Raw genomic sequence first — 15,285 nt, forward strand, 5'->3', positions numbered from 1 at the left:
ACTCATCAGGGGAAGCATGGCCGCACCGGCACGACGACGCCGACCTACCCGTACCCGCCGACCCGCCTCGAGGCCAAAGCGCCGCACTGTCCGGCGACGTAGGCGTGAGGCCGCAACCAGCCGCCTCGTCGCCGCCGCTATCGTCCTGACAACTGTGATCGCAGCGTTCCGCGAATATCCCGTCACCACCAGCATCCTGACCGCCCTCGCCCTGGCCGCAGTCGTTCTCCTTCTCCTCGTCCGCACCGGTCGCATCCAGCTGCCCACGCTGCCTACCGCTGCCCGGGCGGACTTCACCCACAGCATCGCCGCCTACCAACACATGAACGGCACCCAGTTCGAGCACGCCATCGCCGACCTCGCCCGCCGCGACCCCTCCGTCCGCACCGCCACCGTCTCCGGTGGTGCCAACGACCGTGCCCTCGACGTCCTCCTCCAACTCACCGACGGCCGCCGCATCGCCATCCAGTGCAAGCGCTACGCACCGTCGAACCGCGTCGGAGCCCCCGTCATCTACGCCGTGAACGGCACCTACCGCGCCTACCACCGCTGCGACCAAGCCCTCATCATCACCACCAGCACCTTCACCCCAGACGCTCAACGCGCCAACGCCGAACTCGACCCCCCCCTCCGCCTCATCGACGGCCGCGCCCTCGGCCGCTGGGTCTCCGGCGGCCGTCCACCCTGGGGTCCCTGACCCCCAGCTCCAACGACGCCAACCGCTCATGCAGCCTCGGCCTGGATCAAGGTCTCCACCAAGGTCGGATTCCTGCTCGCCGAGGCCGCCAAAGCCACCATCTTCGACGGGACCATCACCGCCGATGATGCACTGCCGGAAAGGAGAAGACGTGCTGCTCCTTCGGGTTGCACGCAGCACTCCATCGCACCGATCGACGCGAACGCGAGCGGACGGTCCATCGCCGATCGGTGGGAGCACCGGCACGGGCGGCACCCAAAGCTTGCGGACGCGTTCTAAATCGTGGTCACCGGGCGGAGTGCGGTCCTCCCGTTCCGGCTCCGCCCGTCTCCTCAGGAGAACAGGGTGAGCTGCTCGTCCTCCGGCACTTGTGCGAGGCCGGGTTCCTCCGCGCATTCCGGGTCCAGGTCTGCCGGTTCGGTGTCCGCGGCCTCCGCGATCACGCCCAGCGCCGCCACTACTCGCTGCCCATTGGCGCTGCCCTCCACCTCGACAGTGGCCGACTCCTCCAGGGAGGGTTCCTCGGCCTCGCCCTCTCCCTCGGCGACCGTCGGCAGTACGTAGTGCTGGGCGAGGCTCGCCAGGTGCAGGGGCAGCGGCAGCGAGAGTGCGTCCAGGTAGTCGGGGGCTTGGCGAAGCTGGTGCACCGCTAGGGCGAGGGCTTCGGGCGAGTCGCCGGCGTCCGGGTGGCAGCCCAGGACCGCGATTTCCACCAGCCCGGGGTTCCAGGCGGGGATGTGCGTGTCGATGGTGGGTTTGCCCTTGTTGGGGCCCTGACGCAGAGGGCGGGGAGCGATCTTGTCGGCCTCGACGGCGGAGTCCCGGAAGGTGCCCGCCTTGGGAGTGGTGCTGTAGAAGATCCGCCCTGAGGTCCGGACTTCACCTTCGTCTTCCACCCACAGTCCCTGGGGCAGGCCGTTGACCTCACCGGGAGCGGCATTGCCCCACCACTGGGGGGTCTCCCGACCCGCTGCGGTACGTACGCGGATCAACCGGAGATCGGGGTCGAGTCCCACCGGCTGCGCGTGCCCGGTCTTGATCAGGTCTCGTTCGGTCCGGCCGTCCTGGAGCCAGGGCCAGTGCAACCGACTGTTCTGAGAATGGGTCAGCAGGGCGGTTGGCCTGCCGCGGAGAGAGCGGACCATCTTCTGGAGGTAGCGGGCGGTGGCCCTGCGCTGCTCGTCCATGTTCTGCTGCCAGACGCGGTACTTCGAGCGCTGCCGGGGTACGACAGCGCCAGCTTCAGTGTCCATGGCCGTTCCGGCCTCGGTCTCCGTGGGTTCGCTCACCTCCGGAATCTCGGCTGTCTTGACCAGGCCGAGCAGGAATTGGGGGTAGGGGATCCAGCGTCCGGTCCGCTCGTCCCAGCCGGTGACCGCCGCCAGGCCGCTGCCCGGTGCTAGCGGCGTGACCATGACGGCCACTGGGGTGTGGCGGGGAAGCCGTGTGGGGCCGTCTTTGCGTCGCTTGACCATGTAGGTGGCGACGTAGCGCAGGTCCTCGGGGATCTCCTCGCCGAGCGTGTGTTCGGGCAGGACGCGGACGCCGTACTGGCGCAGGGCGTCCTCCCATCCCGAACGGACCCGGTGCGAGAGGTTCTTCTCGGTGTTGTGCCCCTTGGCCTTCTTGGGGACGAGCGCGAACTGTGTGAGCACGCCCGCGTCCGCGCAGCCCAGCCGGAGCGCGTACTTGGGGTCGTCCAGACGATGGGCGAAGTCCTGTTGGCGGTCGATCTCCACGAGTGCGAAGTCGGGGTGGAGCGGGTCGGCTCCGTCGGCGGCGAGGAATGCCTCGGCTGCCTTCCGCCGGGCGTTGATGCCGGCTTCCAGGGCTTTGCCCCTCGGCCGCGCTTTGGGGTCGATGCCCAGGGTGTCGGTGATTCCGCTGGTGGTGCGCAGGCAGCGTAGGCGGAGGGTGAGTTCCGGGGATTTCCATTCAAGGATGACCGGGCTTCCTGGCGCGGCCAGCTCGTACGCCTCCTCGGCGGTGGCGGGCTCTGGACGGCCGCCGTCGCCGTCCAACCCGAGGACATCGGCGAGGGCCTCGATGGCCGCCTCCCGGAACGAAGGGCTCTGCCATAGCAGTCGCGCTTCGACGAGGCACGCGTCTCCCCTCCCCTCGATCGCCTCGGCGGGGTCCTGTCCCTCGTTGATCCTGGATGCCACCGCGAGTGCGGTTCGGCGGGCGAGGGCCTCGCGTTCTGCCTCGGCGGCCTTCTCCGCTGCCTTGGGCTTGGGGCGGACGTTGGCGGGGGCACTGCTGCCGACGCTCGCTCGGCTGAGGGAGGGGACCCTGCGCATCTGCTCGGGCAGCGCCTGTTCGGCCCATTCGACGATCTGTGAGCGTTGGTGCGACATAAGGCCAGCACCGATGCCATGAGCACCCATGTGTGTGCTGTGCACTACCGAGGCACGGGTGCCATCCCCGTCGCCGATCCACGCCTCGGGTTCGGTGAGCAGGCTGACCGGGTCGGGGAAGGGGCGATTGAGCGTCAGCCTGCCGAGGATCTGGGCGGGCCCGTTGTTCTTCCAGGCGTAGCCCTGAGTGCCGCGGTCCCAGGTCAGACGCGCCACCGCGTACCGGTCGCTGGTGGGCGTTCCGGGCAGCCAGGGGATGCCGGGCAGCAGATAGACAGAGGTGTCGCGGCCGTACGGCAGCCGCAGCCGCTGCTTCTTCGCGTCAAGGCGAGTCGCCCAGCGGCGTACTCCGGTGTGCAGGTGGAGACGGGGCCGGGAGTCGAAGGGGACGGTGTGCAGCGAAATGTTGATCACGACGGAGAACCACCACTCACGCCCCTTGACCACGTGCGAGAGAGGCTGCGAGAGGAGCTCCGCTCCTTGCTGGCGCGGGCCTCGCGGCACGGCGCGGAAGTTCAGGCTGCCGGCGCTGTGTTCGTAGGGGCCGAGGGCGAGGATGCGCCGGGATAGGGCATCGGTCGCGAGTTGGTACTGCCGGTCGCGCGGGGCCGCGGTTCCGCCGTCGGTCGTGGGGCAGCCCAGGAGGTCAACGGTGACGTCCTGCCACTGCGGCGGGCAGGCGCGCAGCTCCGTGTACGTGTCCAGGACTGCGCGGTGGTGCTCGGGTTCGGAGCGGAGGTCCTGGAGCCAGGCTCCATTGAGCCGGTCAAGGGTGTCAGCGGGAAGGGGGTGGGGGACGTCGAACGGGGCGTAGAGCCAGAAGTCCTCGGCCAGCTGGTGCGGGTCGCGGGGGCGGCCTCGGACGATCAGATCGGGGGCGAGGGTCTGCAGGACTCCGTTGAAGCGGGCGACGGGCGCGGTACGGTACGGCTCGGCCTTGGGGGCGCGGCCGAGGTTGCAGAGTTCCAGGACGCTCTCGTGCCACTGCTCAGGCGAGGGCAGCGCGCGGTAACGGGCGGTCCAGGGAGCAGCGTCGGGCTTGAGGAGGTAGGCGGCCCGGCTGGTGTCGCGGTATTTGGCGGCCATGGTCTTCACAGTCTCCTTGCTGTCTCAGCGGTCAGTTTCCGGTGCTCAGGCCGCACAGGGCGTCGTAGAGCGGGTGGTAGAGCGTGCGTACCAGGGCGGGGTCTGCGGGGTCGGGAAACGATTCGGGGGCGGTCTCGTCGTCGAAGTAGGGCGCGAGGACGTCACGAAGCTTGATGAGCAGACCGTCGTCGTTGCGCCGACGTCCGCTCCGGGTCGCCGCCGTGGGCGGGGCCCCGGCTTCGGCGAGGGCGGGGGCGAAGGCCGCGTCGACGAACACCACACGCGCGGGCACTCCGCCTCGTACGAGACGGCCGATGACCTGCCAGATGGTGACAAGCTGGTCCCAGGCGAAGGACGTCTTCTCCGCGTCGCTGAGCCGCGAGTAGATGTAGCGCCGGGACAGCAGGCGGCGCCATTCCTTCCGGGCTGCGAGGCGGAAGCCGAGCCCGGCGGCGTCCAGGTTGGCCGCGTCGGCCACAAGCTTGCCGAAGGTTCCCGCTTCGGGGTCCGGCTGGTCGCGGACGAACCTGGTGACCCAGTCGTTGACGGCGAAGACGGCCAGCGAGAGGTCGTCGGGACGCGGGTGGGGACGGGCGAGGAAGAGCACGGTCCCGAAGGCTGCCTTGTGGCTCTGGTTGAGGATGTTGTGACCGCGCTCGATCGCCATCAGGGGGGCAACCAGGACTTCAGCGTCCTCGTCCTTGGCGAAGGCAGCCAGGTCACCACGACGTACGGCGGAGGCGCCGGTGAAGTCGCCGGTGGCCGTGTCGCCAGGCCCGGTGTGGTCGAGCTCTGCCTTGTCAGAGGCCAGAACGCGGACCTTTCCACGCCAGCGCGGCATCCGTTCAAGGAGGTCGGCGGCGACCCTGGCGTCCTGGTAGCTGCCGACCAGGAGCAGTGCCCGCCGGCGTTCACCGTCCTCGATCCGCCGCAGTTCCCCGTCGAGGCGTGATGTGCTGCCCGGGGCCGACTTCCCGAGCTGGGTGACCATCTGGGCCAGGACCCGTTCACGGGTGTCGAGTTTGGCTCCGGAGAGCGTGAGCGGGGTTCCTTCGCCGTCGTAGAGGAACAGCGTGGTGAAGCGTGTCCGCCGGATGGAGTCGACGGCGGCCTGGTGGGGTTTGAGGATCGCTTTGACGGGGGCCATGACGTGTGCACGGGTCGATGTCCCGGCCCAGCTGGTGCCGGACATGAGCAGCACGTGCGGTCCGGGCCGGCCCGCGGCGGAGTCGGCTCCCAGTGCGGGAAGGTTGAGCAGAAGCTCCCGGCCTACGCCGGCACACCGGAAGAAGCGGAGGGTGCCGCTGCGCTGTTCGTCGCCGTCCGGGCCTCGCTCCGGGTCTTCGGGAAGGTACTGGAACCCGAGGACATTTCCCATCGGGGCTTCCGGCACTACCGGTGCGTAGTCCAGGGGCGGTCTGCGGGACAGTTCGTTATCGGCGGTGTCCAGGTGGAGGGCCGCCTCGGCCTGCGGCCACAGGAAGGTGACGCGTTCGAGGCGCTGATGCAGTGCGGCCAGTACCAAGGTGAACTCAAGGCGTCGTACCTGTCGCTCCAGCCAGGGGTCAGTCCCCCAAGTGTCCACGGGGTCCCGGGCGGGTTTACCCGGCTCGGGTGCCTCTTGGCGCAGTGAACCATCCAACAGGGGTGACCCTGTGAGCAGGGTGTCGAGAAGGGAGCGGACCCGTTGGCTAGTCGCAGTCTGGTCGAGGTTGTGCAGGAGATCTCCAGCCCTGCGGACCAGGGTGTCTGTGAGGTCGTTGTGCGGACCGCGATCACCGAGCGGGTCGTCGCGGAAGGCGTCGAGGGCCTTGGTCACTGCGCTACGGCGCGCATCCCACGGCTCTGTACCAGGAGTGCGCGGCATGGATGCGGGATCGTCAGGCTCCTCCTCGGAGTCGTACACCTCGACGTCGGACGAGATGCCGTCAGGAAGGGATCCGTCGGCACGCAGGCGGGGGTACCACTGATTGACGAGCTTTTCCTGGAGCGTCCAGGCGCTGAAGTACTCGATGTCCGCCCACCTACGGAGGTCATCGTCGGTGATCAGCCTGCGATAGAGGCGATTGGCAGCGATGTGGACGATGTCCAGGGAAGCCGACCAGCGTTCGACATCGCGCGCCGAGAGGGGCAGGCGGCCCTGCCGGGCCAGTTCATCGATCTTGTGGATGCCGAGCCGGTCGAGCCAGGAATCCGGCCCACGCACGATCAGCGTCGCGGACGGGGCGAAGGCAGTGTCAAGCTGCATCTGTACGCGGTCTGCCTCGTCGACGATGACGATGTCGCTGCGCAGGCAGGCGAGTTCGAGGTGCCTGAGACGTTCGGCGTTGAGGTGTTTCGGGACGGCGCTCTGCAGCAGACTGGCCGGGTTGGCTACCCAGATCAGGGCGTCGACCAGCTCTCGGTCGGTGGCGTGCCGGGGGCAGACGCTCCACACCGGACAGCCATGGTCGGACCGGGAAGTCTCAGGCTCCGCTTCCCTTGTGCTCTCCCCCGTGTGCCCTTCGGGCACGTCGTGCCGGTACACGGGCATCGGGATGTCCTCGACGGTGGTTGGACCGGGCTTCTTGACCGGGCGCAGCTCCGTGCAGGGGGCGTCGACATAGCGCAGGGGTTCGGCCGCTTCCAGTCCGCGCTGCGCGTCGAGGACGCACACCGTGCTGAGGTCGTCGAAAGCCGGATCGTCGTGCTGGAGCAGGGACGCTTGGCCGCGTGCGGCGAGTCGGCGATGTAGCCGGGATGCGTGTTGCTCGCGGGTGGTGCCGCCGATGACAGGAGCGGCCTTCAGCCCCAGGTCCCGGAACTGACCGACCAGATTGAGCTGTTCGGCTACATCGCCGACGACCAGAGTGGTACGCAACCCCTTACGTGCCCCCCAGACGGCAATGAGATTCATCAGGGTGCTCTTCCCTGCGCCCACCATGCCGACCAGGTGGAGCAACTGGTCTAGGCGTAGCACCGTCGTCTTCTCGAAGCGCAGCCCGTCGACGGCCAGGACGTCGAGTTCCAGATCCTCCAGGCGTTGCACCCAATTCCCGCAGGGTAGGCCGCGAGCGGTCTCCGATTCCTCCATCCAGCGTGCGGTTTCGGCGAGTTCGGCCAGGGGGATGTCCAGGGGCCGGCCCGCGGTTCCCGGGACCCGGCCAAGGTCGTGGCCGGTCGCCGGTGGAAAGCACAACTGCTCGGGGATGGTCACGGAGGCCGGCCGGTGCCGCTCGGTGAACCGTGCCTGGCCCGCCGGGGCAAGCGGCAGCACGCGCTGATCGAAGGCCGGAAGTCGGGACAGCGCGCGCTCGAACCTGGCGAAGCGGTCTCCTGCGACGGTCGGCTCGACCCGGCGCGCCGGCCCTCCTCCCCCGGGCAGCCGGTATCCGCGGAGCCGTTCGGGCAGCTGGGCATACGTCTCCAGGCACTGGTGCCACATGCGGCGACGGCGCAGCTTCCACAGCAGGTGGCGTGCCGCGTCCAGCTGGGCGCTCTGTGCCGGTGTGGTCGCGATGCCCGCGGCCACGGCGAAGGGGTAGCCGCCCAGGAGGGTGTAGACACCATGGGCGTCGCGGGAGGGGTCGAGCTTCTCGATCAGGTAGAGGCCGAGTTCCACCTGGCAGAGCAGGGAGGGGTTTACGTCGTGGTGTTCCTGGGGCCAGAACGGTTCCAGGGCTTTGGCCAGTGGCTGGTACCACTCGCTGCTGTTACGCACGGGGGGATCCGTTCGTCGGTGCGGAGTCCGTCAGGTGGGGCCCGCTTGCCCCGCGGAGCCGGGCGGTGGCGAGTGCGACCAGCCGGTCGTCGGTGAGCAGGGGCAGGCCCTCGGCGGAGCCGGGGCGGTTGCGCCGGTACGTGCCGAGGTAGTCGCGGTGGGCTTCGGCCTGTTCGCGGGGGACCATCCAGCACGACTCGTCGTAGGGCGGCTCTGGGCGGACGGGTTTCGCGGACCGGCCGAGTAGGCCGGGATGCTTCCAGTCTTTGACGTCGATGGCCCAGACGTGTCCGTCGGGGAAGGTCACGCGCAAGTCGTAGGCGTCGAAGCCGGGCCAGAGTTGAACCTCAAGCCCGAGCGTGCTCAGCCGGGCCTCCAGTTCGACCTCGGCGCGTCCCGGGTTGGTGACGAACTGCCTCAGTGGTCGCATCAGTTGCAGCAGTCCGGCCGCGTCGGCCCCGGCCAGGGTCCGTCCGTGCGGCGGCGCGCCCCGGCGCCGGCACCGGTCTCGCTCACACCACCATGCGCCGCCAGCGACCGGCGTGAGCAAGGTCAGGCAGCGACCGCAGGTGACGTAGGCGCCCTCGAATTCGTAGGAGGCCGGGACCGCCGCGTAACACTGGTCCAGGAGTTCTTGTACGGGGGCGAGGAACAGGTCGGTATCGGTCTCGAACCGTTCCACTCCGGTGAGCACCGGGCGTTCGACCAGGAGCCTGCGGAAGGCTACGTAGGACTCGGGCGACGACGCCTTGCGGCACAGGCGCATCGCCGTGTGGATGACCTCCCGGTCGAATTGCGCGGCGCCGGCGTCCTTGCCTCTGATCCACCACTCGTGGCACAGCTGGGTGGGGACCAGCGCCTCGGGGTCCACCAGGTAGTCATCCGGTCCAAAGGCATCCGGCGGCAGGTCGAGGGGCCAGTCCTCCAAGGGGCGGCTGTGGCACCAGAAGAACAGTTCCGGCAGGCTGTGGGGGATCTCCTCAACGCCTCTGAGGAGGCAGGCGAGGACAGTCCGGTCGAGAGCGCGCTGGGCTTCGGCCGGGTAGGGCAGTCTGAAGGAGGAGAGCGACCCGAGGTCGGCGAGCTGGATCACCGCGCCGGCCAGCGTACGGAGCAGGCGTACGTCGGGGAAGTGGAGCCAGTCGCCGCGCTGGGCGGCGTGGGCATCGGAGGCGGTGGTCATCGGGGCTCCTGCTCCATCGTGGCGAGATGTTCGATGCCCGGGTGGCACCATTCGAGGGCTTCGCAGCTGCCGCAGTGCCGGCCTGGATCGGTCGGGTAGTCCTGATCCCGGGCCCAGGGCTGGGCGAGTTGCGCGATCACTTCTCTCGCTTCGTCGACGGTCCTCGGGCGCGACGGGTCCAGCTCCTCAAAGGTCACGTCGTCGGTGTGCAGGAGTTCGAGCTCCACCCTGGAGCGCGCCACGGCACCGCCCAGGACGCCGGCGGCCAGCATCAGTACGCCAAGCGCCAGCTGGGGGTAGTGCTTCAACAGCGACTCCCCTTCATAGAGGTACCTGCTCGCTGTCTTGGTCTCCCGCCAGATCCAGCCCCCGCGACGGGTGTGGAGCAGATCGGGGGTGGCTATCAGGACGAGATCGAGTTCGGGGTCGTAGCAGACCGCCTGGTACTGGACACGCACCTCTTCCTCCGGGGCGAGACCGTCCAACGGGCAGTAGAAGGCGTGCTGTTCGAGCATGGCGGCGCCGTCGAGCGCTTCCTTACCGCTCAGGTGCAGGCCACCCGCGCCCCAGGACGCAGGGTCCGCCGGGCCGAGAAGCTCCTCACAGCTCCGGTAGGGCGTGCTGCCGTGCCGCTGGTTCAGGGCTTCGTCGACCACGCGGCCGCGTCGCACTTCCGGGCTCTCCGGCTTCGAGGAGCGCAGTTTGAGCTGCCGCGTCGCGTGGTATTTCGCGGGGCAGTCCCGGTAGGCGCGCAGATCGGTGACCGAGACGCTGCGCCTGGGTCGCCGGCGCTCCGGCGGCGTGATCCTCAGCAGTTCCGGGCTGTGCGGGAGGGCCTCGCAGCCAGTCAGCGCCTTGCAGTCGACGCAGCCGGTTCCGGGGCGAGTCCCGGTGCCGTCGATGGCCTGGCGTAATGCGGGCCACCCCTCCGCCGTGAAATGCTGCCGCGCCTCCTGCCTGTTCCAGTCGAGCAGCTCGTTGTGCTTGCCGTCTCCGCAGCCGAATTCGATGACCCGGACTTGCTCGGGCAAGGCGGCGCGGTGCTGCGGGAGTTCGTCGAAGGGAATCGGAGTGTGCCGCTTCCTCCACCCTCTGCCCGCTGGCCGCCCTCTTGCAGCGACGTACGCGGCTGCGGCCTTTTCCCCCTCGGGGCGATCTTCCTTGGCGGCGCCGAAGGTGAGCAGCCACAGTTCCCTGGTGGAGCCGTCGAGGGCCGCGTAGCGGCGTCCCCAGGCGGTCATCTCGTAGGTGTCCGCGCCGCGGGCGTCGACCGGCCCGGGGTCCTTGCCGACCACCCATGTGTCACGGACCGGGACGGTGAGCGGGAGGCCGGCGGCCTGGCGGGCGTGCTGGTCCGCCGCCCGGGCCGCCAGATAGCGCTGGATCGCCTCGGCCGACCAGGACAGCAGCAGGGGGTGCGCTTCACGGCGGCGGTAGAGCCCGAAAGTCCCCTCTGTGCGCCTGAGTTCTCCGATCACCCACTCCGGCTCGTTGCGCTCGTGTTCAATGAGGTCGAGCGCGTCCATGAAGACCTTGAGCGTAAAGTCCTGGAATTTTTCGCAGAGTTCCGGAGGTTCGGGATCGGCAATCAGCATCGGGCGGGCGTCGCTGGCACGTTTCGTGGGGCAGTCCCGGGGGTCGAGCCGCGCCGCACCGAGGTTCGTGCGCACCAGCTTGATGTCACCCCTTGTCCTGGCGGGGCGCGGCCAACTGCTCATAGTTCCTCCAAGCGGTATGGCAGGAAAGCCCGTTGCGACACTGCAAGAGGACGGCGCACCGGGTTACGGGCGTCTCCAGCATGACACACAGAGGCTGTGAACTAAGTCCATGCACGAAACTGTCGCCAATCGCTTTACACTGGACGCCTCCGCCATGCAACGGTCCGGCGGAACCGGAAACCCGCCAGCGTCGCGCCTTTCCTGCGTGTCGGACGCGGGACGCTTCAGAGGCAAGGGGCGGCATGAAGAAGGACGATGTGCTGGGCGGCCGGTACAAGCTGCTCAAGCATCTGGGCAGCGGTGGCATGGCCGTGGTCTGGCAGGCGAAAGACCTGCGGGGAGAGAAGCTGGTGGCCGTCAAGTGCCTGCGCACAAAAAGCGATCTCCTGGATTCACTGGACGAAGACGAGGCACATGACGAACTGCGGCGCATGCGTGGCCGCTTCCGGCGTGAGGGCGCCCTTCTCGGACGGCTGTGCAACAGGAGCATTCCCGAGCTGTACGACCAGGGCACCCACGGCTCCGAGCCCTACCTCGTGATGCGCTTCGTCGCCGGCAAGCCCCTCCACCGCTTCCTGGACCAATACACCCCCACCATCGAGGTCGGCGCGGCCATCGGGGTCCAGATCGCCGAGGCGCTGGCCTGCGCCCACGACCTGCCAGTGGTGCACCGCGACCTCAAGCCGTACAACCTGATCATCGACGAGAGCGGCGTGGTCGTCCTCATCGACTTCGGCATCGCCAAGCCGCTCTGGCCCGGCGTCACGGACTACACCCAGCACGGTTCCACCGTAGGCAGCAGGGGGTACGAGGCCCCGGAGCAGATCCTGGAACGCCAGATCACCCCGAAGACCGACTTGTACGCACTGGGCTGCGTCCTCTACCACCTACTGACCGGCCACCCGCCGTTCTCCGGGGACGGCCTGAAGGACCAGCATGTGCATGCCGCGCCGATCCCGCCCACCTGTCACATCGGGCACATCCCAGCGGAGCTGGAGGGGCTGGTCCTGAAGTTGCTGGCGAAGGAGCCGGAGAGCCGGCCTGAGGACGCTCGCGCGGTCGCGGAGGTACTGCGGAAGTACGCACCCCGCTCAGGTGACGCCGCCCCTGCCCCTCGACTGGAGCCGGACCCTACACGTCCGTTGCGCCTGCCGGACGAGTACGACCTGTCCATCGCGCACGAGACCCCAGAGGCCGTGGCGAGTCCGAGCAGGAGGCGCCGCGGTTCCGGGTTCCTCAGTCGCCGGATGTTTCAGGAGGTCGCCGCCAAGGCCGAGACCGAGATCGAATCCGGTGAACCTGCGAGCGCGGTGGACAAGCTGGTGGAGCTGTTGCCCGCTGCCCGCCGGGACTGGGGCGTCTTCGACCCACGGGTCCGGGCGGCCTTGCGCGTGGCCGCGAACGGCATGCGCGTCGCCGGGCGTTGCAAGGAAGCGATCGCACTCTACGAGGCTCTGGCTCTGCGGGCTGAGGGCAGTGCGAGCCCGGACGATCTGGCCGACTACCTGGAAGGCATTCTTGGCGCGGCAGAGTGCCGTATCCCCTTCGGTGACCTGCTCCCCGCCGCAGCAGCGCGGGCCAAGGTGCTCGATGAGCTGCCCCGCGTCACAGGCCCTCGCGCCCAGGTGCTGGCCGAGCGGTGCCGCGAGGTCGGCATCGAGCTCGAGGAGCTGAGCTTCGAGACGTAGGCGGACAGTCTGGCGCAGGCGCCTCCTCCGCGCTCGCCTCGGTGATGCAGGGCGGCTGACTCATCCGCGCGATCTGTGCAGCCTTCCCGCCGCGAGCCCGTCCCCGAGGCCACGGAGGAGATCCTCGCCCACTGCCGCGACCGAGCGTAGCGACTCCTCAAGTGCCAGCAGTTCCCTGAACGCCGCCGCGTACGGCCGCTGTTCGGCGAGGGAGAGCTGAAGCACCCGCAGTTTGCGTACGTCGATACGGGCCGAGCTGGAGGTGTGGGAACCGGCCTGCCGTGCGTTCGCCGGAGCGCGCAGGCATCCCGCGAGGAACCAGGGGTCGAGGAGTTCGCGGTCCGGGCGCAGCGCGTAGAGCTGAGGGCCGAGCACCAGGGGCGTGTCCCCTTGGACCCAAACGCGATACGCCCGCTCGACACCCGCCACGACGACATCCCCGGGCTCGGCCACGGTGAACGAACCGGTGCTGGCGCCCTTTTCCACCTCAGCCCCGGCGAGCCAGCCTCCCGGCCCCTCTCCCTGGACCAGGTCGGGAACGCTCAGGACCGGTACCGCACCATCCGAAAGCGCGTCACCGTACAGCAGCTCGCCAGGGAGCGTCTGCCCCTGCCGCAGCTTGAGCGCGTGGGCACGGTCCAGGTCCGATACCGTGACCGTGGACGCGGCATCGCCGCTCGCCGACAGGTCGATCGCCGCGAGGGAGCGGGAATGGCCGCGTACCTCGTCGAGCAGGCCGTCCAGGCGCCCCCAGGATTCATGGAGCTTGGCCTGGGCCTCCACAGCCGTCTCCGGTACGTGGTGGGCGGGCGTGAGATCCGTCTGTTCATCGAGCAGATCCATCACGGGGACGGTGACGCACCCCTCCGGCAGCTTCTTCCTCGCTCCCGTCTTCCGATCCCCGGACCAGGAATGAGCGTGTACCGCGTCGAGTACGCGGCCACTCAACCGCGGCCAATCGATGCTCTGAGCTCCCCGGGCCGCCCCCTGCGAGGTGGCCGCGTCGAGCAGGAACAGGCGTTCGCCGGGAGCTCTGCTGTCGGACGCGGGCATCCGGAGAATCCACAACTGGAGCGAGACGCTGTGCGGTTGCGCGGCCCCGGCCGGGAGTGCGACGACTCCCCGCAGTGCGCCCGTGCGCAGTAGCGCCCCGCGGATGCGCCTACCCGCACGCCGGGAAGCCACCGCCGGCGGCAGCAGGAGTACGGCCACACCGTCGGGCACCAAACGCGCCAGCGCGTGCTCGATCCAGGCGAGTTCGGGCTCGGTCCTCGGTGGCAGGCCGTAGACCCAGCGGGGATCGGTGGCCAGTTCCTCGTGGCCCCAGTCGCGCGCGTTGAACGGGGGGTTGCCAAGGACGATGTCGGCCCGTACGGCACCATGCGGGTCTGCGCGGAGCGAGTCTCCCGCCCTGATCTCCGCGTCCATCCCTCCCCCGCCTGCGCGGGCGAAGCCCAGCCGGGCAGCTGCCAGCGCGGCAAGTGTCGGGTCAAGGTCGGTCCCGAGGAGCGCCGGAGCCGTGGAGTTGGTCTCGGCCCCCCATTCCCCTATGCCCTCACCGGCGGCCATGAGTAGCCCACCGACGCCACATGCGGGGTCAAGGACGGTCGTCCGTGCATCCCCGTCCCCTGTCCCTCGGGCCCGGACGGCTAGAGCGATGTCCGCCATCAGCCGGGCCAGTGGGGCCGGAGTGGTGCTGACTTGCCGTACATGGGCGTCGAGCCAGCGCGAAAGCAGGAAGCCGAAGGTCTCGCGGCCTCCTTCGTGGCGTGCGGCGTCGACCGTCTCGTCCACCACCTGGGCAGCCTCTTCCGGAAGGAAGGACTGCTCGGGCACGGCCTGGTCCGCGCCTTCCGCGGCGAGAATGCGGCGGCCGGCTTCCGCGAGCGCCGCGCCCATGACCGCACGCTCTCCCAACGCCTCGTAGTGCGGCCACAACCGCTCGCGCAGCCCAATCCGCTCAATCTTCCCGTGGGCGTGGAGCCATCGTTCGACGTCGGCGAGGGAGAACTGCGGGCTGGTGTCCGTTCCGCCGACCGGCGTCGGGAACGAGTCGTGGCGGCGCCGCCAGTTGCTTACTGCCGCTCGGCCAACACCCGCGATGCGTGCGATTCCCGCCAGGGTGACGGGCACATCGATGGAGTCTGACATGTGATTCTCCGAGCGGGGCATGACTTTCGGACGAGCCTGACACAAACACCATCAACGTAGCTCAGCCGCCTCGCCCAAGCCAATCATTGACTGAGTTCACAGATAGTTTGGCCGATCGCGCGCCCTTCCACTCCTATACAGACGAGCTAGGAGAATGATCACGACAGGCATCGGGCGCGGCCCCCGCCATCGGCAGGCGATATCACCTTGAGGACGCGCTGGATCACGGCCCTCCGCAACGCGATCAGCGGCACGGTGCTCGACAACCCCGCCGCCGCAGACTGTGGCGTCCGCCAGCGGGACGGCGCCGGCGGCGAGAAGGGCCAGCCAGTGGCCCATCATCCCCGTTGAGAGCAAAGCGGGCCTCTACTTCATCGAGGGCGCCACCGGAGGCGCCGTTCTCGACCTCGCCAACCCCGGCGAGCACGACACCCTGATCTTTCTGGGCGAGCACGACGACAGCGCGACAAGCGGTGCAGCTCCGCAGCAGCGCGAGCAGCTCTCCGCGTACGCGGAGCGGACTGCTGGCCTGCGAGGTAGAGGCGCTGCACCATCGGAACATCTCCACATATGCGGAGCGAACTGACCCAGCATGAACTTCCCCGGCGCCGCGTATGGGGCATCTCCGCGTTCGCGGAGCGGACCTCACCGAGCAGGAATGGGTCGCCATGTGCCGCGGAGCATCTCCATGTTCGTGGAGCGGAC

The 15,285-nt window shown here is 69.0% G+C and carries 8 protein-coding genes; 2 read left to right on the forward strand and 6 right to left on the reverse strand.

What is annotated here, in order from left to right; genetic code table 11:
• Positions 1–154: 154 nt before the first annotated feature.
• The gene (locus NUT86_RS09075) at positions 155–697 is read left to right on the forward strand and encodes a restriction endonuclease (protein ID WP_274734659.1); all 543 of its coding nucleotides are present in this window, start codon (positions 155–157) and stop codon (positions 695–697) included.
• A 26-nt stretch (positions 698–723) separates the two neighbouring features.
• Here the strand turns inward: NUT86_RS09075 and NUT86_RS09080 are convergent, their stop codons facing one another.
• The 5 genes from NUT86_RS09080 to NUT86_RS09100 all read right to left on the reverse strand — a co-directional run bounded on the left by NUT86_RS09080 (position 724) and on the right by NUT86_RS09100 (position 10,741).
• Complete coding sequence (locus NUT86_RS09080) at positions 724–918, reverse strand: hypothetical protein (protein ID WP_274734660.1); 195 nt, start codon at positions 916–918, stop codon at positions 724–726.
• Between the two features lie 111 nt (positions 919–1,029).
• Entirely contained in the window at positions 1,030–4,140 is a 3,111-nt protein-coding gene (locus NUT86_RS09085) for a pPIWI_RE module domain-containing protein (protein ID WP_274734661.1), read from the reverse strand.
• Between the two features lie 31 nt (positions 4,141–4,171).
• Positions 4,172–7,840, reverse strand: coding sequence for a pPIWI_RE_Z domain-containing protein (locus tag NUT86_RS09090; RefSeq protein WP_274734662.1), 3,669 nt, complete (start codon positions 7,838–7,840; stop codon positions 4,172–4,174).
• Entirely contained in the window at positions 7,833–9,023 is a 1,191-nt protein-coding gene (locus NUT86_RS09095) for a pPIWI_RE_Y domain-containing protein (RefSeq protein WP_274734663.1), read from the reverse strand. Before NUT86_RS09095 ends, NUT86_RS09090 begins: the two co-directional genes overlap by 8 nt.
• A complete protein-coding gene (locus NUT86_RS09100; protein ID WP_274734664.1) occupies positions 9,020–10,741 on the reverse strand; it encodes a PD-(D/E)XK nuclease family protein in 1,722 nt (573 codons plus the stop codon). The genes NUT86_RS09095 and NUT86_RS09100 overlap by 4 nt, the downstream gene beginning before the upstream one ends.
• Positions 10,742–10,983: 242 nt before the next feature.
• On the opposite strand from NUT86_RS09100, the gene NUT86_RS09105 reads away from it, so the two are divergent.
• Entirely contained in the window at positions 10,984–12,429 is a 1,446-nt protein-coding gene (locus NUT86_RS09105) for a serine/threonine protein kinase (protein ID WP_274734665.1), read from the forward strand.
• Positions 12,430–12,489: 60 nt separating this feature from the next.
• On the opposite strand, the gene NUT86_RS09110 is transcribed toward NUT86_RS09105, so the two are convergent.
• Positions 12,490–14,580 (reverse strand): N-6 DNA methylase, encoded by a 2,091-nt coding sequence (locus NUT86_RS09110; protein WP_274734666.1) that lies wholly within the window; start codon positions 14,578–14,580, stop codon positions 12,490–12,492.
• Positions 14,581–15,285 lie beyond the last annotated feature (705 nt).

Source organism: Streptomyces sp. G7(2002) (genome assembly GCF_028870195.1).
Taxonomy (GTDB): Bacteria; Actinomycetota; Actinomycetes; order Streptomycetales; family Streptomycetaceae; genus Streptomyces; species Streptomyces nigrescens.